This is a genomic window from Streptomyces boninensis (assembly GCF_048572725.1).
Lineage (GTDB): Bacteria > Actinomycetota > Actinomycetes > Streptomycetales > Streptomycetaceae > Streptomyces > Streptomyces boninensis.
On the sequence record NZ_CP183837.1, the window covers coordinates 1510342 to 1533986 of the forward strand.

Genomic DNA, 23645 nt, shown 5'->3' on the forward strand with positions numbered 1-23645 from the left:
CTCCATTGGCACGCCCAAGCCCCTTGCGTCACCATGGCCGGAATGAGATTGCGGCTTGCGGGTGGGTTGGTGGCGTCGGGGCAGGGGGCCTGGCTGTTGCGGCCGGGTGGGGCTGTCCGGGTTTTCCAGCAGGGGGACGCACCCGTGGGGGCCGCGGTCGCGCTGGGCCCCGACGGTGCCGATGACGTGCGGGCCCGGCGGGCCGTGGTGGAGCTTGGGCGGCTGGTCGCCGCGGGGGGCGTGGTTGCGGCGGCGGCCGGGGTGGATCTCGGGGATGGGTTCCGGTCTGCGCGGCTCGAGGGCGGGCGGGGGGACCAGCGGGACGCCGTGCTGGGTGCGCTGCGGGCGCTCGGGCCTGATGGGGACGGGCGGCTGGGTGAGCGGGGGGCGGTGCTGGTGGCGCTGTTCGGGCCCGCGGCCACGAAGCGGGTTGGCGCTGCCGCCCATGTGGCGCTGACCGAGGGGCACTGGCCTGCGCTGCGGCTGGCCGCGGCGGCCAGTGACGTGCTCGGGCCCGAGCAGCTGGAGCAGGTGCTCGGGCTGCGGGCACCCGCCGGTGTCGATCCGGTGCGGGGCGGGCTGCCGTCGGCGCTCGCCGCCGATCTGCGGACGGCGCTCGAGCCCGTACCGGCGCGGCAGCGGCTCGGCCCCGTACTCGACCTGTGGGACCGGGTGCTCGACCACGACGCCGAAGCGGCCCGTCGCAGACGGCTGCTGGCCTCGCAGGGAAAGCAGGACCGGCTGCACGACCTGCGCGAGCGGCGGACGCGGCGGGAGGACGAGATCCTGGAGTCGCAGCTGCGGTGGGCCTTCCACGGGCGCGAGCCGTCGCTGGCGACGGCCGCCCGCTGGACCTCGCCGGCCGCGCTGTGGGGTCACCAGCTGAACCGTCTGCTCCACGACGCCTTCGCCGCCACCGCCCTGCTGCGTACGGCCGTCGCGGTCGCCGACCACGGGCTGCCGGAGGGCCTGGCGCGCGTCGAGCCGCTGCTGGCCGCGGCCGCCGCCACGATGACCGACGCCGAGGCGGCCGGGTCGGCCAAGCACGTGCCGGGGCTGACCGGGCTGCCGGCCCGGCCCGGCAATCACGTACGGGAGATTCTCCGGCGGCTGCGCAAGGCCTGGGATTCCCCCGCCGGGCTTGAAGGGCACGTCAGGCCGCGGCTGGCGCATGGCCGCGACTACGCGCTCGCCGTCATCGAGGACCTCGAGATCACCCTGGAAGGCCCCGAACAGCTGCCGCAGGAGATCCTGCACCGGTGGGCCGCCGGTCCCATGGCCTCCTGGCGGGCGACAGCCGGCTATACGGCGGCCCGCCCGCCGCAGGAGTGGGACGGCGTGCCGCCGCGCATCCGCAGCCTGCTCGGCGAGGAGGAGCCGCTCGCGGCGCGACTGCGCGCCGACCGGCCGGAGGCGGCGTCGGGTGAGCGGCCGGAAGCCTCAGCCGCGGACGTCGAAGTCACCGGCGACCTACTCTGGCTGGCCGAGCTCCACGACGACCTCGCCCAGTTGTACGGCCACCCGGCCGCCGTCGGCGGCTGGGCCCCCGGCATCCTCCCGCTGCGGTACGACCCGCCCGCCCCCGAACCGGAGCCACTCGCCCCGCGCCTCGACTCCGTCGCCCACGCCGCATCCGTCGCGGCCCAGCTCGCCGCGCTCGGCGGCAAGCCCGGCAAGGGCATGAAGACCTGGCAGGGCCTCATGACCGCGCTGCGGGCTGGGGTGGACGTGAACGAGGCGCTGAGCGCCGAGTTCCGGGTCCCGGCGCCGCTCGCCGAGGCGGACCGCACCGTCGTCCCCGGCACCCGCGCCCAGTTCCGGGTCGCGTACAACGCCAGGACCCTCGCCGAGTGGGCCGACTACATGGGCAACTGCATCTCCGGCTGGCCGTACCCGGAGGAGGCGGTCAAGGGCCGCACCACCCTCGCCGCACTGCATGCGGAGAACGGCCGCATCCTCGCCAACATCGCCCTCGTCCCGGCCCGTCCGGCCGCCCGCGGCTGGGCGGTGGAGGAGATCCGCGGCCGCTTCAACGAGGACCCGGACCCGGAGCTGGCGGCGGCCTTCGAGAAGTGGCTCCGTACGATCCCGGCTCCCGCCGCCGCGACCGACCCCGGCCCGGCCGCCGACGAGACGGCGCCACCCCGCCCGACCGGCCGCCGACCGGCGCCGCGGGTGCTGGAGACGGTGGCACCGGAGCTGGTGCCGCTCGCGGCGCGGGCGTGGGAGGAGCGGGTGACGGCGGAGGTCGTGACGGTGGTGACGGCGCTCGCCGACGCCACTGCGGGCGGACAAGCCGCCCGAGCCGCGGGCGATCGTGCCCACCCGCAAGCTGTGGGCGTGCGTTCCGCCGGGGCGGAACGGGCGGGCACAGCGGACCGCACCCGCCCTCTCCACCCGCACCGCGACCAAGCAGCCGCGCGCGACATTACCCCCACCCTCACCCGCCTCCGCCGCACCGGCGACCTGACCACCGCCGCCCGCACCGCCCTCGCCGACGGCACCATCGACCTGCTCGCCCTCTGGCGCGCCTCCGCCGCCCGCCCCCTCACCACCGCCCTCGACGGCCTCGACCCCGCCCTGCACGACCGCTTCGCCCAGCTCGCCCTCCTCACCAACCCGGCCCCCCTCCCCCGCGCCCTTCGCAGGCTCGTCCGGCGCGAGGAGCTGGCCCCCGCGTACGCCATGAACCTCATCGCGCTCCGCCTCCGCGCCGCCATCGGCCGCCTTTCCGCCACGGCCGGCCCGGCCATCGCGCACGGCATCCGCCGCCGCACGAGCGAGCCGCTGCTCTGCGCCCTCACCCTCGCCGCCACCTGCCGCGCACCCCGCCCCGACGACATCCGCATCACGGAGCCGCGCGCCGTCACCGTCCCCGGCTTTCCGGCGTCGGACCTCGCCGACGAGAAGGGGCCTTGGCAGCGCGCGCTGCCGGACGCGGCCGAACTGGGCGCGGACACCGAGGCCTTCTGGGAGTACATCGCCGCCGACGGCCTGCGCGTGCCCGCCGCCTGGGTGGCGGGCGGCGGCTGGCAGGCGCTGTGGGCGCGGGCGCACCGTAGCGGGGGATAAATCCGGTGCGGGCTCAGGTCCCGCGTGCCTACACTCGCGGTCGATCAGCAACCACCGACGAGACGAGGGGAGACCGGCCGTGCGCACCCGCACCTTCATGCCGTCACCTTCGCGGTACGACGTGGTCCTGATCTCTTCCGCCGCCCGGTGACGGCTGCGCGCCCGTCATCGCGTTCGGCGATGTGAAGTAACTCCGCACACCTCCGGCATATCGCGCTGCCCTGTGCCCATTTCACCCTTGAAAGGCCTTGAGCCGTGCGCACCATCCGAAACATCCGCAACCTCGGCATCCTCGCCCACGTAGACGCCGGCAAGACCACCCTCACCGAGCGCGTCCTCTACCTCACCGGCGCCACCCACAAGCGCGGCGAGGTCCACGACGGCACCACCGTCACCGACTTCGACCCGCAGGAGCGCGACCGCGGCATCACCATCTTCGCCGCGGCGGTGAGCTGCGATGTCAACGGCCACCGGATCAATCTCATCGATACTCCGGGACACGTCGACTTCGCCGACGAGGTGGAGCGTTCGCTCCGGGTGCTCGACGGCGCGGTGGCGGTCTTCGACGCCGTCGCGGGCGTCGAGCCGCAGAGCGAGAGCGTGTGGCGGCAGGCGGACCGGCACGGCGTGCCGCGGATCGCCTTCGTCAACAAGCTCGACCGGGCGGGCGCCGACCTGGACGCGGCGGTGGAGTCGATCCGCGGCCGCCTAGGCGCGGTGCCGCTGACGGTGCAGCTGCCAATCGGCCGGGAGTCCGGCTTTACGGGCGTGATCGACCTGCTCCGGATGCGGGCGCTGGTCTGGGACGGTACGGGCGCGGGGCCGACGGAAGGCCCGGTGCCTGACGGGCTGCTCGACGAAGCCCGGCGCCGCCGCCGACTGCTGGAGGAGGCGGTTGCGGAGCTGCATCCGGCCGCGCTGGAGGAGTACTACGCGCACTCCGAGGTCACGGCGGCGACCCTGGCCTCGGCGCTCCGCGACCTGACGCTGGCCGGCGAGGCCGTGGTCGTGCTGTGCGGCTCCGCGTACCGCAACCGCGGCATCGAGCCGCTGCTCGAAGCCGTGGTGGCGTATCTGCCGTCGCCGTTGGACGTGCCCCCCGTCCGCGGGGAAGCGCCCGACGGCACGGAGACGGAACGCCCGGCCGACCCACAGGCGCCGTTCGCCGCTCTGGTGTTCAAGGTCAGCTCGACCGCCAGGGGCCGGCTTACGTACCTGCGTATCTACGCCGGCACGCTGCAGAAGGGAGACATGGTGCGCGACGTCGGCGCGGGCCGTAACGAACGCATCGGCCGCATCGTGCGGGTCCAGGCCGACCGGCACGCCGAGACCGGCACCGCCGTGGCCGGCGACATCATCGCGGTCGCGGGGGTGAAGGCGGCGCGCGCGGGCGCGACGCTGTGCGCGCCCGCACAGCCGCTGCTGCTCGAACCGCCCGTCGTGGCCGAGCCGGTGGTCTCGGTCGCCGTCGAGGCCAGCACCAGCCTGGACGCCGACCGGCTGGCCACGGCGCTGGCGCGGCTGGCCGAGGAGGATCCCTCGCTGGTGGTACGGACCGACCCGGAGACGGGCCAGACCCTGCTGTCCGGCATGGGCGAACTGCACCTGGAGGTGGCGCTGGAGAAGATCCGCCGCGGACAGGGCCTGGACGCCGCGGTCGGCCGGCCGCGGGTGAGCTACCGCGAGACTGTGGTGCGCGGGGTGTCCGGGGTCACGTACCGGCACGTCAAACAGGACGGCGGGGCCGGGCAGTTCGCGCATGTGGTCCTCGATGTGGAGGGGCTCGGGCCGGAGGACGGGTTCGAGTTCCGGTCGACGGTGACCGGTGGCCGGGTGCCGCAGGAGTTCGTACGGGCGGTGGCCGCCGGGTGCCGGGACGCGCTCGCCGACGGGCCGCTCGGCGGCCATCAGGTGACCGGGCTGCGGGTGACGCTCACCGACGGGTCGACGCATGTGAAGGACTCGTCGGAGACGGCGTTCCGGACGGCGGGCCGGCTGGGGCTGCGGGCCGCGCTGCGCGAGGCGCGGCTTGCGCTGCTGGAGCCGGTGGTCGAGCTGACGGCGACGGTGCCGGAGGAAGCGCTGGGCAGCGTGCTCGGTGATCTCGCTGCGCGGCGGGGGCAGGTCACCGGGTCCGAGTCGCGTGGCGGGACGGCGGTGTTGACGGCGACGGTGCCGTTGGCGGAGCTGTTCGGGTACGCGTCGCGGCTGCGAGGGCGCACGCAGGGTCGCGGGACCTTTGCGACGCGGCCGGCCGGGTATGCGCGGGTGCCGGCTGGGGTGTTGGTGCCGTAGCCGCAGCTGAGTGGCGATGGCCCCGTCCCCTCCTTGGGGGCGGGGCCGTTAGGTAGCATTCCCGTCGTCAGGCTAGTTACCGACCGGTAAGCAGGTGAGGGCATGCCCGCGCTCGACCGACACGACGACGTCTTCGTTCTGGACATCGGGGACACCGAGAACCGCTTTCACCCCGACTGGATCGCGTCCGTGCACGCCCGCCTGGACGAGGTCGAGCAGGCGGAAGGGCCCAAGGCGCTGGTCGTGGGGGCGAGCGGGAAGTTCTTCTCCAACGGGCTGGACCTGGAGTGGCTCGGCGCCCACCCCGAGGAGATGGGGTCGTATCTCGCTGATGTGCAGCAGCTGTTCGCGCGGCTGCTGGAGCTGCCGCTGATCACCGTGGGCGCGCTGCAGGGGCACACCTTCGCCGCCGGAGCCATGCTGTCGCTCTCCCTCGACCTGCGGGTGATGCGCGCCGACCGCGGCTTCTGGTGCCTCAACGAGGCGGACATCGGGCTGCCCTTCGCCCCCGGCATGGCCGCGCTCATCCGGGCCCGGCTGCGGCCGGAGACCGCGCACCGGGCGATGGTCACCGCCCACCGCTTCGGCGGGCACGACTCGCTGGCCGCGGGCATCGTCGACCGTACGGCGGCGGAGGGTGAGGTGCGGAGCGCCGCGATCGAGCTGGCCGCGGCGCAGGTGGCGAAGGCGGGGCCGAATATCGCGGCGATCAAGGCCGGGATGTACGGGCCGGTGCTGGAGTCGCTCCGCGACAAGGAGGTCGCGCTGGGGTGAGTCGGTGGGGTGAGTCGGTGGGGTCGGCCGGCGGGTGCGTGAGTCACCCGTCTCCGACCGCCACCAGCCCCGCCTCGTACGCGAGGATCACCAGCTGGACGCGGTCGCGGGCGTCCAGCTTGGCGAGGAGGCGGGTGACGTAGGTCTTGGCCGTGGCGATGCTGATGCTCAGGCGCTCGGCGATCTCGGCGTTGGTCAGGCCGGAGCCGATGAGTTCGAGGACCTCGCACTCACGGTCGGTGATGGCCGCCAGCCTGCGGTCCGTCGCGGCGGAGGCGGGCGCGGCCGCGGCCGCCGCCCCGTCTCCCCTGCCCGCCGGCCGCGCCGCGAACTCCGCGATCAGGCGGCGGGTGACCCCCGGCGCGATCAGCCCGTCGCCGGCGGCGACGACCCGTACCGCCGAGAGGATGTCGTCCAGCCCCATGTCCTTGACCAGGAAGCCGGCCGCGCCGGCCCGGAGCGCGGCGTAGACATAGTCGTCATCGTCGAAGGTCGTCAGGACGATGACATGGGCCGTTGAGGGCCCCTCGGTGATGCGGCCGGTCGCCTCGATGCCGTCGGTCCCCGGCATCCGGATGTCCATGACGACGACGTCGGGATTCAGCGCCTCGGCGAGCCGGATGGCCTCGGCGCCGTCGCCCGCCTCGCCGACCACCTCCAGATCGGCCGCGTCGGCGATGACCATCTGCAGGGCCGTACGGACCAGGGGCTGGTCATCCACGAGCACGACGCGGAGTGGAGCGGCGGGGGCCGTATCCGTCATCGCGCCACCGCCGCGTCAGCGAAGCGGTCGCCCGCAGGGGCCGGCAGCGGCAGCCGCACCGACACCTGGAACCCGCCCTCGGGCCGCGGCCCCGCCTCGAAGTCCCCGTCCAGCAGCGCGACTCGCTCGCGCATGCCGACGAGGCCGTATCCCGCACCCGCGCCGCCCTTGGCGCCGTTGCCGCTCATCCCACTCCCCTCGTCCACGACCTCCACCATCAGCTCCTCGGCCCCGTACGTGACCGTCACCCCGCACACCCGTATCCCGGCATGCCGCACCACATTCGTCACCGACTCCTGCGCGATCCGGTACGCCGCCAGGTCGATCTCCGGCGGCAGCGGCCGGCGTTCGCCCCGCCAGGCCACCGCCACCCGCACGCCCGCCGCCGTGGTCGCCGCCGCGAGGTCGTCGAGGTCGGCGAGGCCGGGGGCGTCGTGGATCGGCGCGGACCGGTCCGGCTCCGCCGCCTCCCGGAGCGCGCCGAGCATGTGCCGCAGTCCGGCCAGGGTCTCCCGGCTGGCGTTCTCGACCTCGGCGAGCGCCTCGCGGGCCCGTACCGGCTGGGTGTCGATGACGCGGCGGGCGGCGCCGGACTGCAGCGCGACGATGCCGAGAGTGTGCGCGACGACGTCGTGCAGCTCGCGCGCGATGCGCAGCCGTTCGTCGGTGACGGCCTGCGTGGCGGCCTGGGCGCGCAGCTGCGCGGCGTGCGCGGCGGCCTGGTGCGCGGAGTTGCCGATCAGCCAGGCGACGACGGTGGTGAGGGCGACGCTGAGCTCGGTGGACAGGCCGATGCTGAAGCCGAAGGCCGCCCGGGTGCCCACGTAAGCGGCCAGGGTGCCGACGGCCATCGCGGCCGCCGTGATGCCGGTACGGCGCGGCCACGCGGCCGCGACGAAGTAGACGGCGAGGTCGACCGCGAGGAACTGCAGCAGCGGCAGCTCCCCCACCCCCAGCGCCGACGGCGCCAGCGCCGCCCCGAGCAGCATCAGCGTGAGGGCGATCAGCGGGCGGCGGGCGAGCCTCGCGCAGCCCGCGAAGGTCAGCGCCGTGGCAAGGACCAGGGTGACGATCCCGTCCCACCGGTAGAGCTGCGTCGCCGGATAGTCGGCCGCCTCCCACTCCCCCGGCAGCCGCTGGAAGAACAGCATCGTGAGCAGCAGCCCGACGCCCCACACGAGCGCCACCCAGGCACCCGGCGTGATGCGTTTGAGCAGCGGTTGTGGCACTCCGTCGGACATGCCGAGATCGTACGGGCGGCCGCGCTCCCGGTCATCAGCCCGCGGGTGTACACCCCTGGCCGACCCCACCCCGCGGCCAAGTGTCACCACCGGTGCGATGTGCCGCCCCCGCCCGCCACGGCACCGTAATCACCATGATCGAAGCCAACGAGCTCACGAAGCGCTACGGCAAGACCCTCGCCGTCGACCGGCTCTCCTTTACGGTCCGCCCCGGCCGGGTGACCGGCTTCCTCGGCCCGAACGGCTCCGGCAAGTCGACCACCCTGCGGCTGATCCTCGGCCTGCACACCCCGACCGCCGGCGCCGTCACCGTCGACGGCCTCCGCTTCCGCGACCGCCCGCGCGGCCTGCGCCACGTCGGCGCCCTGCTGGACGCGGCCGACGTGCACGGCGGCCGCACCGCCCGCGCCCACCTCACCGCGCTGGCCCGCGGCAACCGCATCCCCCGTACCCGGGTCGCGGAGGTCCTGGCCGAGGTCGGCCTGGCCGACGCCGCCGGACGCCGCATCGGCGGCTACTCGCTCGGCATGAAGCAGCGCCTCGGCATCGCGGCCGCGCTGCTCGGCGACCCTCCGGTGCTGCTCTTCGACGAGCCGCTCAACGGCCTCGACCCGGAGGGCGTGAAGTGGGTCCGCGGCCTGTTCCGGCGGCTGGCGGGCGAGGGCCGTACGGTCTTCGTCTCCAGCCATCTGATGTCGGAGATGGAGCACACGGCCGACGACCTCGTGGTGATCGGCCGTGGTGAGCTGATCGCCGCCGAGGGCCTGAAGGACTTCGCGGCCCGCGCGACCCGCCTCAGCGTCACCGTCCGCACGCCTGACCCGGGCGCGCTGACCTCGCTGCTCACGGCCGAGGGCGCGGCGGTACGGGACGAGGAGGGCCTGCTCGCGGTCACCGGTCTCCCGGCCGCGCGGATCAGCGAGCTCGCGATGCGCGAGCAGATCCTGCTGCACGAACTGACCACCCGTACCGCCTCCTTGGAGGAGGCGTTCATGGAACTGACCGCAGGCAGCGTCGAATACGCCACCGAGGAGCACCGATGACCACCGCCGCCGTCGCCAACGGCACCACCGCCACCGCGCCCGCCACCGCATCCGGCGCCCGCTTCCGCGACCTGCTCGCCGCCGAGTGGCTCAAGACCTGGTCGCTGCGTGCCACGCCGTGGGCCTATCTCCTCGTCGCGCTCACCGCGATCGGCTTCAACATCGGCCAGTCCTACGACGTGATCCATTACTGGGACCAGCGGCCGCCCGCGTCCCCCGCGAAGTACATCGCCGACGGCATCCCGGTCCAGATGGCCTTCCACACCAATGCCGCCACGATCTTCGCGATCGCCCTCACCGCCATCGGCGTCTTCGCCGCGGTCGGCGAGTACAGCAGCGGCCAGATCCGTACCACCTTCGCGGCGGTGCCCGCGCGGCGGTCGGTGCTGGCGGCGAAGGCGGTGGTGCTGGCGGCGGTCACGACGGTCTTCGGGGCCGTGGTGGCGATCGTGTCGTTCTTCGCCACCCAGGGGATCCTGGATCGGCGGGACGTCGGGGTCGGGCTCGGGCATCCGGGGGCGCTGCAGGCGGTTGTCGGGTCTGCGCTGCTGGCGCCGGTCTGCGCGCTCGTCGGCATGGCCCTCGGCAATCTGCTGCGGCAGCCCGGCGCGGCGGCGGTGGTGGGCATCACAGTCCTGCTGGTGTGCCCGTTCCTCTTCAGCGAGGACCACCACTGGTCGGTGCTCCTCAACCACGCGCTGCCGATGCCCGCGTGGGAGCGGCTGACGGAGGCGGCGTTCAACCGGCACGGTCCGTATCCCTGGACGCCGGAGGGGGCGTTCACCGTGTACGGGGTGTGGGCCGTGCTCGCGACCGCCGTCGGAGTGATGTCGGTGCACCGCCGCGATCAGTGAGTGCGCCGGGCCACCCCCGGCGGGGGGATTGCGCTCCGTAATCGCAGGTCATGGGCGGTGCCGCGGTTCTACGGTCGGGACGTGCCAGCTCGCCGAAGCATCCTCGCTGCCGCTCTGCCGTCGACCCGCCCTGCCGACACCGGACATCGCCCGGCCGACACCCGACATCGCCCGGCCGCCGCCACCGCCTCCGCCGCCCTCGCTCTCCTGGACGCCGGCAACCGGCGCTATGCCGCCGACCATCCCCGCCACCCGCACGCCGGTCCCGGCCGGCGGCGGGCGCTGGCCGTCTCCCAGCAGCCGTTCGCCTGCGTGCTGGGGTGCATCGACTCCCGGGTGCCGCCGGAGCTGGTCTTCGACCAGGGGCTCGGGGATCTGCTCACCGTGCGTACGGCGGGGTGCGTGCTGGATGAGGCGGTGCTGGCGAGCATCCAGTTCGGGGTGGCGGAGTTGCGGGTGCCGCTGGTGCTGGTGCTGGGGCATGAGCGGTGTGGGGCGGTGTCGTCTGTGGTGGAGGCCATGGCCTCCGGCCGGCCGCTGCCGGGGCATCTCGCGTACGTGCAGCGTGCGCTGACTCCCGCGGTGCGGAGCGCCTCGCGGCGGGGCGGGGACTGGGTGGACAACGCCGTGGGGGAGAGCGTGGTGCGGGCGCGGCGGCGGCTGGTGGCTGAGCCTGGGCTTGGTGGGGCCGTGCGAGTCGCTGCGGGACGGTTTGATCTCGACACCGGTCGGGTGCGGATGCTCCGCTGAGTGGGTGGTGTTTCCCTCCCGCCCGCCCGTTGCTGTCAGCGGCGACGCACCCAAAAGTGATTTCCGTCGATCCCTCCCCCGCTCCTAACATCACCCCATGACGGACCTACCGGCCAAGCCCTCCCTCGACGGCATCGAGGAGAAGTGGGCCCGGGCGTGGGAGGACGGCGGAGCCTATCGCTTCGACCGGACCGCCGCCCGGGGTGACATCTTCTCGATCGACACCCCTCCCCCGACGGTGAGCGGCTCCCTGCACGTAGGCCACGTCTTCTCCTACACGCACACCGACGCGGTCGCCCGCTACCAGCGGATGCGTGGGCGCGAGGTCTTCTACCCGATGGGGTGGGACGACAATGGGCTGCCGACCGAGCGCCGCGTCCAGAACTACTACGGCGTCCGCTGCGAGCCCTCGCTCCCGTACGACCCGGACTTCCAGCCGCCCGCCAAGCCGGGCAAGCAGCAGCTGCCCGTCTCCCGGCGCAATTTCATCGAGCTGTGCGAGCGGCTCACCGCCGAGGACGAGCAGGCCTTCGCGTCGCTGTGGCGGCGGCTCGGGCTGTCCGTCGACTGGTCGATGACGTACCAGACGATCGACGGGCGGGCGCGGGCGACGTCCCAGCGCGCGTTCCTCGACAATCTCGCCCGCGGCGAGGCGTACACCGCCGAGGCGCCCACGCTCTGGGACGTCACGTTCCGTACGGCGGTCGCGCAGGCCGAGCTGGAGGACCGGGAGCGGCCCGGCGCCTTCCACGACCTGGCCTTCCACGGCCCGGACGGCGAGGACATCACGGTCGCCACCACCCGCCCCGAGCTGCTGCCCGGCTGTGTCGCGCTGGTCGCACACCCGGACGACGCCCGCTATCAGGGCCTCTTCGGGCGTACGGCGCGCACGCCGCTGTTCGGCGTCGAGGTGCCGGTCGTCGCGCACTGGCTGGCGGACCCGGAGAAGGGGTCGGGGATCGCGATGGTGTGCACCTTCGGCGATACGACCGATGTCACCTGGTGGCGGGAGCTGCGGCTCGCCACCCGGCCGGTGCTCGGCTGGGACGGCCGCTTCCGCGCCGAGCCGCCGGCGGGTCTTGAGTCCGAGGAGGCGCGGGCGGCGTACGGGAAGCTGGCGGGCGTCACGGTCCACACCGGCCGCGAGCGGACCGTCGAGATGCTGCGGGCGAGCGGCGAACTCCTCGGTGAGCCGCGGCCGGTGACACACGCGGTCAAGTTCTACGAGCGCGGCGACAAGCCGCTGGAGATCGTCACGACGCGGCAGTGGTATCTGCGCAACGGCGGCCGGGACGGCGACCTGCGGGAGGCGCTGCTGGCGCGTGGGCGGGAGCTGACCTGGCATCCGGCGCACATGCGGGCCCGTTACGAGAACTGGGTGGCGGGCCTGGCCGGGGACTGGCTGATCAGCCGGCAGCGGTTCTTCGGCGTGCCCATCCCCGTCTGGTATCCGCTCGGCGACGACGGCGCGCCGGACTACGACCACCCCCTCACCCCGGCCCCGGACGCGCTGCCCGTCGACCCGAGCGCCGAGCCGCCGCCCGGCTACGAGGAGGCGCAGCGCGGCCGCCCCGGCGGCTTCGCCGGCGATCCGGACATCATGGATACGTGGGCCACCTCCTCTCTCACCCCGCAGATCGCGGGCGGGGCGCTGGGCGACCCGGATCTCTACGGCCGGGTCTTCCCGATGGACATGCGGCCGCAGGGGCACGACATCATCCGGACGTGGCTGTTCGCGACCGTCGTCAGGTCGCACCTGGAGTCGGGGCAGCTGCCCTGGCGGCATGCGGCGATCTCCGGCTGGATCCTCGACCCGGACCGCAAGAAGATGTCGAAGTCGAAGGGCAATGTCGTCACCCCGGCCCATCTGCTGGAGCAGTACGGCTCGGACGCGGTCCGCTACTGGGCGGCGAGCGCCCGCCCTGGCACGGACGCGACCTTCGACCCGGCTCAGATGAAGATCGGCCGGCGGCTGGCCATCAAGCTGCTCAACGCCAGCCGCTTCGTGCTCGCCTTCGGCCCTCCGGCGCCGGGCGCCACCGCGACCGAGCCGCTGGACCGGGCGCTGCTCGCGGCGCTGGCGCAGACGGTCGAGCGGGCGACGGCGGCCTTCGAGGCGTACGACTATGCGCGGGCGCTGGAGGTGACCGAGCAGTTCTTCTGGCGCTTCTGCGACGACTATGTCGAGCTGGTCAAGGCGCGTGCGTACGGGGACGGGGATCCGGACGCGGCCGACTCGGCGCGGGCGGCGCTGGCCACGGCGCTGTCGGTGCAGCTGCGGCTGTTCGCGCCGTTCCTGCCCTTCGCCACGGAGGAGGTCTGGTCCTGGCGCGCAGAGGGTTCGGTGCACCGGGCGGCGTGGCCGGAGCCGGGCGAGCTGGGCGCGGCGGGAGGCGACCCCGCGCTGCTGGAGACCGCGGCCGCGGTGATCGCCGCGGTGCGGCGGGCCAAGTCCGAGGCCAAGGCGTCGATGCGTACGGAGGTCGCGGCGCTGACCGTCACCGGCCCGGCAGATGCGCTGGAGCGCTTCCGCCAGGTCGCGCATGACGTCAGGGCGGCGGGCCGGATCCTGGGCGGGGCGGTGCAAGCCCGCCAGGAGGGCACGGAGCTGGCGGTCGACGTGCGGCTGTGATCCGCGACGGGGGCGGGGTCATACCTGGGTCCGATGCGCAGGTCCGGGCCAGGGGCTGATGCGCGGTGGCGGGTGGGAGCGGGATGATCGGCGGCAGTTGAGGGGGGATGGCCGGAATGAAGCGACTGCGCGGCGCACACCTCTACGCCCTCGACGCCGCCGTCGCTGTCCTGGTGACGGCGGTCTATGTCGGCTTCGTCCGGGAGGCGGACAGCCTCGGGGAGCCCGCCTTCCACGGGCCGTTCTGGCTCGGCCTGCTCATCGCCGTGGCGGCGGGCGTGCCGCTGGCCGTACGCCGCCGCCTGCCCGTCCCCGCCTTCGGCCTCGTCGTGGCCGCACTGACCGCGGCCTCGCTGCTCGACCTGACGCGCGAGGTCTGGCTGCCCGCGGCCGCCGCGGCGTATGCGGTCGGACTGTGCGAACCCATCCGACGCGCGGTCGCGGTGCTGGCTGCGGGCCTGGTGGTGGCCGGCGTGTCCGTGCTGCTCTCCGAGGCGGTGGTCACGCCGAGCGGCGGCTGGGCCGAGGCCGCGGGGGTGGCGCTCCTGGTGCTGCTCTGCTCGGGCACCGGTGGGGCGGCAGGGTGCGTCGTACGGAACCGGCGGGCGGAGGTGGTGGCGCGGGAGCGGCGGCGCGCCGGGCAGGCGGTGGCCGAGGAACGGCTGCGGATCGCGCGGGAGTTGCACGACATCGTGTCGCACAACCTCAGCCTGATCGCCGTAAAGGCAGGCGTCGCGGCGCATGTCGCGGAGGCGGATCCGCGGGAGGCGCAGTCCGCGCTGAAGGTGATCGAGGAGACCTCCCGCTCGGCGCTCGCCGAGATGCGGCGCACGCTGGGCGTGTTGCGTACGCCGGCGGACCTACCGCTCGGCCCCGCCCCAGGGCTGGGCGATCTCCAGGACCTGGCGGCGCAGGCGGAGGCGGCCGGGGTGGCCGTGGACCTGGCGGTGCAGGACGCGGAAGGGCTGGCCGAGGGGCAGGAGCTGACGGTCTACCGGATCGTCCAGGAGGCGGTGACGAACGCCGTGAAGCACGCGGCGCCGACGCGGTGCGCGGTGCGGGTGGCGGCGACTGCCGGCGAGGTCCGTATCGAGGTGGCCGACGAGGGCCGTACCGAAGAGGACCCCGTACCGGCACCGGCATCGGCGGGTGAACTCACCGGCGGACACGGTCTCCTGGGCATGCGGGAGCGGGTCATGATGTACGGCGGCAGCTTCGCGGCGGGGCCGCGCGACGAGGGCGGCTTCACGGTGTCGGTGCGGCTGCCGCGCGAGGAGGGGGGTGGGCGATGACGGATCAGGCGACGACGGATCAGGCCGCGACGGATGCGATACGGGTGCTCATCGCCGACGATCAGGCGATGGTGCGCGGCAGCTTCCGCGTGCTGGTCGACCACGCGCCGGGCCTGGCGGCCGTCGGCGAGGCCGCCACCGGCGCGGAGGCCGTGGAACTCGCCCGCCGCGAGCAACCGGATGTCGTCCTGATGGACATCCGCATGCCCGGCCTCGACGGCATCGAGGCGACCCGCCGGATCTGCGCGGCCGCGGAGACGGCGGCCGTTCGGGTGCTGATGCTGACGACGTTCGACCTCGACGAGTACGTCTACGGCGCCCTGCGCGCGGGTGCGGCGGGCTTCCTGCTCAAGGACACCCCGCCGCAGCACGTGCTCGACGCCGTCGCGGTGATCGCCGCGGGTGAGGCGCTGCTGGCTCCGTCCATCACCCGGCGCCTGATCGCGGAGTTCGCCCGGCGCCCGGAGCCCGGGCGCCCGCCGGCGCGGCTGCTGGACGACGTCACAGACCGCGAGCTGGAGGTCCTCGGGCTCGTCGCCCGCGGCCTGTCCAACCAGGAGATCGCCGCCCATCTGCAGCTGAGCCCGGCCACGGTCAAGACGCACATCGGCCGCCTGCTCGCCAAGCTCCAGGCGCGCGACCGGGCCCAACTGGTCATCGTGGCGTACGAGACGGGGCTGGTGACCGCCGGTCAGCAGCCGTAGTCGACCAGGTCGAAGCTCGCGTAGTGGTCGGCGGTGTAGTAGTCCTCCTCGTTGGCTTCGCCGGTGACGATGCGGCGGGCGCCGCGGTCGTCGGAGCCCGGGGTGATGACCGTGTACTCGTGGTAGTAGCCGGAGCTCTGCTGCGGCAGTTCGCCCTCGCGGTTCTGGAAGACGGTGCCGTCCTGCGGGAACGGGTACGGGCCGCCGGCCTCGATCAGGTCGAGGGTGTCGTGCGCTTCGCCCGGCAGCGCCGAGTAGCAGATGTCGCCCACGGCGGTGGGGGCGGCCTCGTCGGCCTGCGCGACGAGGGCGGTGCCGCCGCCGAGGAAGAGGGCTGAGGAGAGCGCGGCTACGGCGCCGATTCGGGTGATGTGGGGGGAGAGTTTCATGCGGGGCATCATTGCGCGGCTGGGCTACGAGTCAATGAACATGACATTTACGCGCGTAGTTTTGTGGGATCAACCGATCCAAGTCGACCTGACCGCCCCCTACTTGATGGGATCTGCCACTTGCGGGGCCTGCGCCGGGTCCAGGGCCAGGCGCCGCTCCAGCAGCGCGACGAACTCCCGCAGCCCGGGCGGGGCATGGCGCCGCAGCCGGACCAACGCCAGCTCCGCGGGCGGGGCGTCGACGACCCGTACCGCCGTCAGGTCGGACCGCGACCAGTAGGCCTGGCAGCTGTCCGGCAGCAACAGCCCGGCCCGGCCCGCGGCCACCACGGACAGCGCCTCCTGCACGGTGGCCGTACCGTCCTCGTGCGCCGAAGCGCTTACCGGCGGCGCGGTGACCATGGCCATCCCGGCCAGCTCCGCCGACCCCACCGCCGCGCGTGCGGCCAGCGGGTGCGCCGGGGCGAGCACCACCACCTGCCCGCTGCGCAGCACCACGGGCCCGACCCGCAGCCGCGGATCGTCCAGACCCGCGGTCTCCATGAACGCGGCGTCGACCTCCGCCGCCCGCACCGGCCCGAGGCGGTTCCCGTACGGCAGCTCCACCAGCCGCACCTCGGCCTGCGGATGCCCGGCCCGGAACTCCTCGACGACGTCGAGCACCCATGAATTGACGCTGCCGACAAAGCCGATACGAAGCGTGCCGCCCACGCCCGACGCGCGCGCCTGCGCGCCCCGTACGGCATCGGTCACCGCATCCACCGCGGGCCGCAGCTCGGCCTCGAAGCGGGCGCCGAGAGCCGTGAGCCGCACCCGCCGGCTGGTGCGCTCCAGCAGCTTCCCGCCGATCCGGGCCTCCAGCGCGCGCAGCAGCTGGCTGACCCGGGTCTGCGAGACCCCGAGCCGCTCGGCGGCGCGGCCGAAGTGCAGCTCTTCGCAGAGGGCGAGGAAGCACTCCAGTTCGCGGAGGTCGGTGGGGGTGGTGTCGTGGGCCATAACTGGTGCAAGTGGCGCATGCTCGCGTTTGTTCCTGGCATCGATGCGCGGGGCTCATCGAAGGGTGAGCGGATCGCTGTTGTTCGCGGTCACGGCGGCTTCGAGGCTGGACGTATGACAGACATGATCGACACTGCCGCGTCCCCGCTCGACGCCCGGCAGGGATTCCGGCCCGCTCGCACCTGGCCCGCCGTCGGAGCGGTGGCCGTCGGCACCTTCGCCGTGGTGACCAGCGAGTTGGTGGCCGTCGGGCTGCTGCGGCCCGTCTCGGACGCGATGGCGGTCTCCGCGGGCACGGCCGGCCTCGCCATGACGGCCACCGGCGTCGTCGCGGCCGTGGCGGCCCCGCTGCTGATGATCGCCGGCGGCCGCCTGAACCGTAAGACCGCCCTGCTCGCCATGGCAGCCCTGCTCGCCCTGGCCTCCGCCGTGCAGGCCGCGGCCCCGGACTTCGCCGTGCTGATGGCCGGCCGGGTGCTGGTCGGCCTGGCCCTCGGCGGCTTCTTCGCGGTGGCCGCGGGCCTTGGCTCGCGGCTGGCGCCGCCCGGCCAGGTGGGCAAGGCGACCGCGGTGATCTTCTCCGGGGTGGCCGCCGCGGCGGTCCTCGGCGTGCCGCTGACCACGCTGCTGGCCGAGGGCCTCGGCTGGCGGTCGGCCTTCATCGCGCTCGCCGCGCTGTCGCTGGCGGTGCTGGCCGCGGTGGCGGTGCTGGTGCCGTCGCTGCCCGCGGCGGGCGCGGTGCGCTTCGGCACGCTGCGGCAGATGCTGCGTTACGGCCCGATGCGCACCTCGCTTCTCGCCCTCGCCCTGGCCGTGACCGGCCACTTCGCCGCCTTCACCTACGTCACCCCCGCGCTCGGCGAGGCCGCGGGCCTCGGCCAGGGCCCCGCGGCAGCGCTGCTGCTGGCGTACGGGGCCGCCGGAATGGCGGGCAACTTCGCCATGCCCGCGCTCGCCGCCCGCTCGCTCCGCTGGACGGCGACGGGGGCGCTCGCGGTGGTGGCGGCAGCCGCGGCGCTGCTGCCCGCGGTGGCCGTGGGCGCGGGCGCCGCGGTGGCGGTGCTGCTGGTGTGGGGGCTCGGGTACGGGCCGGTGCCCTCGGCGCTGCAGATGTGGAACATGCGCGTCTCCGGCCAGTTCCATGGGGACCAGCACCTGGAGGCCGGATCGGCGCTCTACGTGGCGGTGTTCAACGCCGCCATCGCCGCGGGGTCGGCGGTGGGCGGCGGGATGGTCGATGCGGCGGCGCCGTCGGCCGCGCTGTGGACCGGCGCCGCGATCGCCGCACTGGCGGCGGCGGTCCTGGGGGCGGCGGGCCGCCGGCTGAGCTGACCAGCGACACACCCCCCGGCGCATGCGCCTTTCGGCGCCGGGGGGCCGCTCACCGCCTCAAGGCCGCGGAATGTTCCGCAGATTCGACCGCGCCATGTCCAGCATCGTGCCGACACCGCCGTCCAGCACCGTACGCCCAGCCGCCAGGGCGAAGCCCTTCACCTGCTCCAGCGTGACCTTTGACGGGATCGACAGCGCGTTGGGGTCGGTGATCAGCTCGACCAGCGCCGGCCCCTTCGTAGCCAGGGCGTCCCGCAGCGCATGTGCGATCTCGGTCGGCTTCTCGACCCGGTAGGCGGGGATGCCCACGCCCTTCGCGATGGCCGTGTAGTCGACCGGCGCGTGGTCGGTCTCGTACGCGGGAAGGCCGTCGACCAGCATCTCCAGCTTGACCATCCCCAACGAGGAGTTGTTGAAGACGATCGTCTTGACGGGCAGGTCATGCTGCCGCACCGTCACCAGCTCGCCGAGCAGCATGCTCAGCCCGCCGTCGCCGCTCAGCGAGATCACCTGCCGCGAGCGGTCGGCGGCGGAAGCGCCGATCGCATGCGGGAGGGCGTTCGCCATCGTCCCGTGCGTGAAGGACCCGATGACGCGCCGCCGCCCGTTGGGGGTCAGATAGCGCGCGGCCCACACGTTGTTCATGCCGGTGTCGACCGTGAACACCGCATCGTCCGCCGCCAGCTCGTCCAGCAGCCGGGCCGCGTACTCGGGGTGGATCGGCACGTGCTTGTCGACGTTCGAGGTGTAGGCCTCGACCACCTTCGTCAGCGAGCGCTCGTGCTTGCGCAGCATCTCGTCGAGGAACCGCCGGTCCTTCTTCGGCTCCAGCAGCGGCTGCACGGCGTCGAGCGTCGCCGCCACATCCCCATGGACGGCCAGCTCGAGCGGCGTGCGACGGCCCAGCTTCGTCGGGTCCTTGTCGACCTGGATGGTCTTCGCCTGCGGCAGGAAGGCGTCGTACGGAAAGTCGGTCCCCAGCAGCAGCACCAGATCGGCCTCGTGCAACGCCTCGTAGCAGGCGCCGTAGCCGAGCAGCCCGACCATCCCGACGTCGTACGGGTTGTCGAACTGGATCCACTCCTTGCCACGCAGCGTGTGGCCCACGGGCGCGTTCACGGTGTCGGCCAGCCGCATCACCTGCTGGTGCGCGTCGCGGACGCCCGCGCCGGCGAAGACCGCCACCGTCTTCGCGGAGTTGATGTGCCCGGCCAGCTCGCTCACCGACTGCGCGTCCGGGGTGACGGTGCCGGGGCGGACGCACGGGACCGTACGGCCCGTGGGGTGCGCGGCCGGCTTGTCGGCGATGTCGCCGGGAATGACCAGCACCGAGACGCCGCCCGCGCCAATGGCGTGCTGCGCGGCAATGCGGGCGATGCGCGGCATCTGCTCCGGCTGGGAGACGAGCTCGCAGTAGCCGGAGGCCTCGTCGAAGAGCTTCTCCGGGTGGGTCTCCTGGAAGAAGCCGCTGCCGATCTGATGGGAGGGGATATGGGATGCGATGGCGAGCACGGGCGCGCCACTGCGCTGGGCGTCGTATAGACCCTGCACCAGGTGGGTATTGCCAGGCCCGCACGACCCGGCACAGGCGGCCAGCTCGCCGGTGATCTGAGCCTCGGCGGCGGCGGCGAAGGCACCGGCCTCTTCATTACGGACGTGCACCCACTCGATGGCGCCGTCACTGCGCCGGATCGCGTCCACGAGCGGATTCAAGCTGTCGCCGACCACCCCATAGATTCGCTTCACTCCATACTGCAGGAGCACCTCGACCAGCTGGTCCGCAATCTTGGGGGTAGCCATACCGCTCTCCTCCGTCAGGGGCTGTCGCGCACCTTCGATCCTAGATCGCACACGTTCGCGACGTCCCTTCACCCCCGGTGGCGTGGGGGCTATAGTCGACAAACTAACACCGCTAGTTTTCAGTAGCTTGATGAGCTTGAGTAGCTGAGGAGCCGCCGTGCGTGCTGTCCATTTCGCTGCCGCCCGCCGGACCCCGATCGGGAAGCTGCGCGGGGCGCTTTCCGGCGTACGGCCCGATGACCTGGCCGCGGGGGTGGTGCGCGGGCTGCTTGCGGGTGCGCCCGGGCTCGATCCGGCGCGCATCGACGACGTCTACTGGGGCGCCGCCAACCAGTCGGGTGAGGACAATCGCAATGTCGCCCGGATGGCGGCGCTGCTCGCCGGACTGCCGGAGTCCGTGCCGGGCGCCACCGTGAACCGGCTGTGCGCCTCGGGCCTGGAGGCGGTGACGACCGCGGCCCGCGCCATTGCCGCGGGCGAGGCGGACGTGGTGATCGCGGGCGGCTCGGAGTCGATGTCGCGGGCGCCGTTCGTGCTGCCGCGGCCCGACGAGGCCTTTCCGCGCAAGATGGAGACCTTTGACACCCGGCTCGGGTGGCGGCTGGTCAATCCGGAGATGAAGGAGTTGCACGGGCTGCTCCCCATGGGCGAGACCGCCGAGGAGGTGGCGGCGCGCCACGGCGTCTCCCGCGAGCGGCAGGATGCCTTCGCGCTGCGCAGCCAGCAGCGCGCGGCCGCGGCCCGCAAGGACGGCCTCTTCGACGCCGAACTGCTGCCGGTGACGCGAGCGGACGGCTCCGTCGTAGCGGCGGACGAGTCGATCCGCGAGGCGACGTCGGCGGAGCAACTGGCGGGCCTGAAGCCGGTCTTCCGCAAGGGCGGCACGGTCACGGCCGGCAACTCCTCCCCCATGAACGACGGCGCCGCCGGGCTGCTGCTGGTGAGCGAGGAGGCCCTGGCGGAGTTCGGCCTGGAGTCGCTGGGCCGGTACGCGGCCGGGGCCAGCGCGGGCGTACATCCGGACGTCATGGGCATCGGGCCCGTACCGGCGACCGAGAAGGCGCTGCGGCGCGTGGGCTGGGCGGTGGGCGACGTCGAAGAGGCCGAGTTCAACGAGGCCTTCGCCGCGCAGGCGGTCGCGTGCGTGGACGCGCTCGGCGTCGATCCTGAGCTGGTGAATCCGACGGGCGGTGCCATCGCGCTCGGCCATCCGCTGGGCTGCTCGGGCGCCCGCATTCTTACGACGCTGCTGCACCGGATGCGCAGGAACGAGGCGCGGCGGGGGCTGGCGACGATGTGCGTGGGGGTCGGGCAGGGCACGGCGGTGCTGGTCGAGCGCGACTAACGGCCCCTGCGGGCCAGGATCGAGATGATCTCCGGGCTGCCGGGCCCGTACGCGCTGCCGTCCCAGTCCCCGTACCGGTCGAGCAGCTCGAAGCCCGCCTCGTCGAGGAACGCGTCCAGCGCGTCGGCGCCGAGGAAGCGAATGGTGCTGCGGCTGTTGTCGGGGGTGTCCCATGCCTCGGACACGAAGGTGGAGCTGAAGGTGACGTACTCCCCGTCCACCTCATCCACCCCGCCCCAGGTCCTGACGACCCCGTCCGACCCCGTCGCCGTCTCCTCGGCCCGGTCGCGCGTCCACTCCCGCCACGCCTCCGCGGCCGGGTTACGGGTCTCGAAGACGACTCGCCCGCCCGGTGCCAGCGCCGCCCGCATCGCGGCGAGCGTGCCGCGCACCTCGTCGTCGGTGAGCAGCACCTGGAAGGCGTGGCCGGTCATGACGATCAGGTCGAATTCCGCGTCGTACGACACGGTGGACAGGTCGCCGGACACCCACTCCACGTCCGTACGGTGTCGCCGCGCCACCGCGAGCATCCCGGCCGCCGGATCGAGCCCGGTCAGCCGCCCGTCGTGCCCGCCCTCGCGGGCGAGCCGCAGCAGCTCTCCCGTACCGCAGCCGACGTCGAGGACGGAGCCGGCGTTCCGTACCAGCGGGAGATAGAAGGCGAAGTCCGGGCGGCCGGCGCACAGCTCGTCGTACAGCTCGGCGAGGCGCGGCTCGGAGAAGAGGCGGTCGACCACAGGCGTCCTTCCAGGGTCACTTCGGCTTCGCGGTCACTTCGGGGAGGAGGCGGCGAGGCGGACGGCGAGGCCGGCGAAGACCGTGCCGCTGAAGATGTTCAGGCCGCGGTTGAAGCGGCGGCTGCGGCGGATCAGCTGGGAGAGGCGGCCGGCGGCGAGGCCGATGCAGCTGTCGCTGATCCATCCCATCACCACGATCGAGACGCCCAGGATCATCAGCTGGCCGCCGACGTGGCCGCGCCCCGCGTCGACGAACTGCGGCAGGAAGGCGATGTTGAACATGATGACCTTCGGATTGAGCAGGTTCGTCACCATGCCCTGCCAGAAGGCTCTGCGGCGGCGCGGGCCCGCGGCCGCCACCCCCGCGTCCTCGGTGACTTCCCCGCGATCGCGGAAGGCTTTCCACGCCAGCCACAGCAGATACGCCGCCCCGGCCCAGCGCAGCACGTGGTACAGCACCGGCAGGTTCTCGAACAGCGCCGAGAGGCCGAGCGCCGCCGCGACCATGTGGACGAGCATGCCCAGGGCCACGCCCGTGGCCGCGAGCACGCCGGTCAGCGGGCCGCCCCGGCCGCCCATCGCCACGATGAACATCATGTCGGGCCCCGGCGCGATGCACAGCGCGAAGGCTGCGATGAGAAACGCTCCGTAGAGGTGTGCATCAACCATGGGCCCGAGCCTTGCAGAATGGCTCCCATGGATCTACGTGTTTTTACCGAGCCTCAGCAGGGCGCCAGCTACGACACCCTCCTCGCCGTCGCCAAGGCCACCGAGGACCTGGGCTACGACGCCTTCTTCCGCTCCGACCACTACCTCAAGATGGGCGACGTCGACGGCGGCCCCGGCCCCACCGACGCCTGGATCACCCTCGCCGGCCTCGCCCGCGAGACCAGCCGCATCAAGCTCGGCACCCTCATGACCGCCGGGACCTTCCGGCTCCCCGGGCCGCTGGCGATCTCGGTGGCGCAGGTGGACCAGATGTCCGGCGGGCGCGTCGAGTTCGGGCTCGGCGCGGGGTGGTACGAGGACGAGCACACGGCGTACGGGATTCCGTTCCCGAAGGAGAAGTTCCCGCGGCTGGAGGAGCAGCTGGCGATCATCACGGGGCTGTGGGAGACCGCGCCGGGTGAGACCTTCTCGTACGACGGCACGTACTACCAGCTCAAGGACTCCCCCGCGCTCCCGAAGCCGGCCCAGGCGCGGATCCCGGTCCTCGTCGGCGGGTTCGGTGCGAAGCGGACGCCGGCGCTGGCGGCGCGCTACGCGACCGAGTTCAATGTCCCGTTCGGCTCGCTGGAGGCGTCGAAGGAGCAGTTCACGCGGGTGCGCGCGGCGGCGGAGGCGGCGGGGCGCAAGGCGGAGGACCTGACGTACTCCAACGCGCTGATCGTCTGCGTCGGCAAGGACGACGCGGAGGTGGCGCGGCGTGCGGCGGCGATCGGCCGCAATGTGGCGGAGCTGAAGGAGAACGGCATCGCCGGCACGCCGGCGGAGGCGGCGGACAAGCTGGCCCAGTTCGCGGCCATCGGCTCCGAGCGCGTCTACCTGCAGTTCCTGGACCTGTCCGACCTGGACCACCTGGAGCTGGTGGCGTCCGCGGTGGCCCCCCAACTGCCGTAAAACCGC

19 protein-coding genes are annotated in these 23645 nt (G+C 73.4%); 12 read left to right on the plus strand and 7 right to left on the minus strand.

All coding sequences use genetic code 11. From position 1 onward, the window contains the following. Nucleotides 1-144 precede the first annotated feature (144 nt). The 3 genes from ACNNMR_RS06795 (at nt 145) to ACNNMR_RS06805 (ending at nt 6141) form a co-directional block, all read left to right on the plus strand. Nucleotides 145-3072 carry a hypothetical protein gene (locus ACNNMR_RS06795; RefSeq protein WP_419993609.1) on the plus strand — a complete coding sequence of 976 codons (2928 nt, stop codon included), beginning with the start codon at nt 145-147 and terminating at the stop codon, nt 3070-3072. Nucleotides 3073-3327: 255 nt separating this feature from the next. Further along, entirely contained in the window at nt 3328-5367 is a 2040-nt protein-coding gene (gene fusA, locus ACNNMR_RS06800) for an elongation factor G (protein ID WP_419993610.1), read from the plus strand. A 102-nt stretch (nt 5368-5469) separates the two neighbouring features. Further along, nucleotides 5470-6141 carry an enoyl-CoA hydratase-related protein gene (locus ACNNMR_RS06805; protein WP_419993611.1) on the plus strand — a complete coding sequence of 224 codons (672 nt, stop codon included), beginning with the start codon at nt 5470-5472 and terminating at the stop codon, nt 6139-6141. Between the two features lie 43 nt (nt 6142-6184). Here ACNNMR_RS06805 and ACNNMR_RS06810 read toward each other — a convergent pair whose 3' ends face one another. Continuing rightward, a complete protein-coding gene (locus ACNNMR_RS06810; RefSeq protein ID WP_419993612.1) occupies nt 6185-6904 on the minus strand; it encodes a response regulator in 720 nt (239 codons plus the stop codon). Continuing rightward, complete coding sequence (locus ACNNMR_RS06815) at nt 6901-8145, minus strand: sensor histidine kinase (RefSeq protein ID WP_419993613.1); 1245 nt, start codon at nt 8143-8145, stop codon at nt 6901-6903. The genes ACNNMR_RS06810 and ACNNMR_RS06815 overlap by 4 nt, the downstream gene beginning before the upstream one ends. A 134-nt stretch (nt 8146-8279) precedes the next feature. Between ACNNMR_RS06815 and ACNNMR_RS06820 the strand changes: the two genes are divergently transcribed. The 6 genes from ACNNMR_RS06820 (at nt 8280) to ACNNMR_RS06845 (ending at nt 15420) form a co-directional block, all read left to right on the plus strand. Further along, a complete protein-coding gene (locus ACNNMR_RS06820) occupies nt 8280-9188 on the plus strand; it encodes an ABC transporter ATP-binding protein (RefSeq protein ID WP_419993614.1) in 909 nt (302 codons plus the stop codon). Further along, nucleotides 9185-10042, plus strand: coding sequence for an ABC transporter permease subunit (locus ACNNMR_RS06825; protein ID WP_419993615.1), 858 nt, complete (start codon nt 9185-9187; stop codon nt 10040-10042). The genes ACNNMR_RS06820 and ACNNMR_RS06825 overlap by 4 nt, the downstream gene beginning before the upstream one ends. Before the next feature lie 81 nt (nt 10043-10123). After that, nucleotides 10124-10792, plus strand: a complete 669-nt coding sequence (locus tag ACNNMR_RS06830; protein ID WP_419993616.1) for a carbonic anhydrase — start codon at nt 10124-10126, stop codon at nt 10790-10792. Between the two features lie 97 nt (nt 10793-10889). Further along, entirely contained in the window at nt 10890-13424 is a 2535-nt protein-coding gene (valS, locus tag ACNNMR_RS06835; RefSeq protein ID WP_419993617.1) for a valine--tRNA ligase, read from the plus strand. A gap of 116 nt (nt 13425-13540) precedes the next feature. After that, nucleotides 13541-14716 (plus strand): sensor histidine kinase, encoded by a 1176-nt coding sequence (locus tag ACNNMR_RS06840; RefSeq protein WP_419993618.1) that lies wholly within the window; start codon nt 13541-13543, stop codon nt 14714-14716. After that, on the plus strand, nt 14713-15420 hold the full coding sequence (locus ACNNMR_RS06845; RefSeq protein WP_419993619.1) for a response regulator: 708 nt from the start codon (nt 14713-14715) through the stop codon (nt 15418-15420). Before ACNNMR_RS06840 ends, ACNNMR_RS06845 begins: the two co-directional genes overlap by 4 nt. On the opposite strand, the gene ACNNMR_RS06850 is transcribed toward ACNNMR_RS06845, so the two are convergent. Both ACNNMR_RS06850 and ACNNMR_RS06855 read right to left on the minus strand, forming a co-directional pair. Continuing rightward, entirely contained in the window at nt 15408-15809 is a 402-nt protein-coding gene (locus ACNNMR_RS06850; RefSeq protein ID WP_419993620.1) for a ribonuclease domain-containing protein, read from the minus strand. The genes ACNNMR_RS06845 and ACNNMR_RS06850 overlap by 13 nt on opposite strands. 99 nt (nt 15810-15908) lie before the next feature. After that, a complete protein-coding gene (locus tag ACNNMR_RS06855) occupies nt 15909-16805 on the minus strand; it encodes a LysR family transcriptional regulator (RefSeq protein ID WP_419993621.1) in 897 nt (298 codons plus the stop codon). A gap of 114 nt (nt 16806-16919) precedes the next feature. On the opposite strand from ACNNMR_RS06855, the gene ACNNMR_RS06860 reads away from it, so the two are divergent. Beyond that, complete coding sequence (locus ACNNMR_RS06860) at nt 16920-18137, plus strand: MFS transporter (RefSeq protein WP_419993622.1); 1218 nt, start codon at nt 16920-16922, stop codon at nt 18135-18137. A 57-nt stretch (nt 18138-18194) separates the two neighbouring features. Here ACNNMR_RS06860 and ACNNMR_RS06865 read toward each other — a convergent pair whose 3' ends face one another. Next, the gene (locus tag ACNNMR_RS06865; protein ID WP_419993623.1) at nt 18195-19937 is read right to left on the minus strand and encodes a pyruvate dehydrogenase; all 1743 of its coding nucleotides are present in this window, start codon (nt 19935-19937) and stop codon (nt 18195-18197) included. A 157-nt stretch (nt 19938-20094) separates the two neighbouring features. Between ACNNMR_RS06865 and ACNNMR_RS06870 the strand changes: the two genes are divergently transcribed. Next, a complete protein-coding gene (locus ACNNMR_RS06870; protein ID WP_419993624.1) occupies nt 20095-21282 on the plus strand; it encodes a thiolase family protein in 1188 nt (395 codons plus the stop codon). Here the strand turns inward: ACNNMR_RS06870 and ACNNMR_RS06875 are convergent. Both ACNNMR_RS06875 and ACNNMR_RS06880 read right to left on the minus strand, forming a co-directional pair. Beyond that, nucleotides 21279-22019 (minus strand): class I SAM-dependent methyltransferase, encoded by a 741-nt coding sequence (locus ACNNMR_RS06875; protein ID WP_419993625.1) that lies wholly within the window; start codon nt 22017-22019, stop codon nt 21279-21281. The genes ACNNMR_RS06870 and ACNNMR_RS06875 overlap by 4 nt on opposite strands. Nucleotides 22020-22052: 33 nt before the next feature. After that, nucleotides 22053-22688, minus strand: coding sequence for a LysE family translocator (locus ACNNMR_RS06880; protein WP_419993626.1), 636 nt, complete (start codon nt 22686-22688; stop codon nt 22053-22055). 27 nt (nt 22689-22715) lie between these two features. Between ACNNMR_RS06880 and ACNNMR_RS06885 the strand changes: the two genes are divergently transcribed. Continuing rightward, nucleotides 22716-23639: an LLM class F420-dependent oxidoreductase gene (locus ACNNMR_RS06885; protein ID WP_419993627.1), complete on the plus strand. Its 924-nt coding sequence runs from the start codon at nt 22716-22718 to the stop codon at nt 23637-23639. Nucleotides 23640-23645 lie beyond the last annotated feature (6 nt).

Bases quoted from the DNA above. Each gene is read 5' to 3' on its own strand.
- ACNNMR_RS06805 (WP_419993611.1), top strand. From the start codon at position 5,470: ATGCCCGCGCTCGACCGACACGACGACGTCTTCGTTCTGGACATCGGG.
- ACNNMR_RS06810 (WP_419993612.1), bottom strand. From the start codon at position 6,904: ATGACGGATACGGCCCCCGCCGCTCCACTCCGCGTCGTGCTCGTGGAT.
- ACNNMR_RS06815 (WP_419993613.1), bottom strand. From the start codon at position 8,145: ATGTCCGACGGAGTGCCACAACCGCTGCTCAAACGCATCACGCCGGGT.
- ACNNMR_RS06820 (WP_419993614.1), top strand. From the start codon at position 8,280: ATGATCGAAGCCAACGAGCTCACGAAGCGCTACGGCAAGACCCTCGCC.
- ACNNMR_RS06825 (WP_419993615.1), top strand. From the start codon at position 9,185: ATGACCACCGCCGCCGTCGCCAACGGCACCACCGCCACCGCGCCCGCC.
- valS (WP_419993617.1), top strand. From the start codon at position 10,890: ATGACGGACCTACCGGCCAAGCCCTCCCTCGACGGCATCGAGGAGAAG.
- ACNNMR_RS06840 (WP_419993618.1), top strand. From the start codon at position 13,541: ATGAAGCGACTGCGCGGCGCACACCTCTACGCCCTCGACGCCGCCGTC.
- ACNNMR_RS06845 (WP_419993619.1), top strand. From the start codon at position 14,713: ATGACGGATCAGGCGACGACGGATCAGGCCGCGACGGATGCGATACGG.
- ACNNMR_RS06850 (WP_419993620.1), bottom strand. From the start codon at position 15,809: ATGAAACTCTCCCCCCACATCACCCGAATCGGCGCCGTAGCCGCGCTC.
- ACNNMR_RS06855 (WP_419993621.1), bottom strand. From the start codon at position 16,805: ATGGCCCACGACACCACCCCCACCGACCTCCGCGAACTGGAGTGCTTC.
- ACNNMR_RS06860 (WP_419993622.1), top strand. From the start codon at position 16,920: ATGACAGACATGATCGACACTGCCGCGTCCCCGCTCGACGCCCGGCAG.
- ACNNMR_RS06865 (WP_419993623.1), bottom strand. From the start codon at position 19,937: ATGGCTACCCCCAAGATTGCGGACCAGCTGGTCGAGGTGCTCCTGCAG.
- ACNNMR_RS06880 (WP_419993626.1), bottom strand. From the start codon at position 22,688: ATGGTTGATGCACACCTCTACGGAGCGTTTCTCATCGCAGCCTTCGCG.
- ACNNMR_RS06885 (WP_419993627.1), top strand. From the start codon at position 22,716: ATGGATCTACGTGTTTTTACCGAGCCTCAGCAGGGCGCCAGCTACGAC.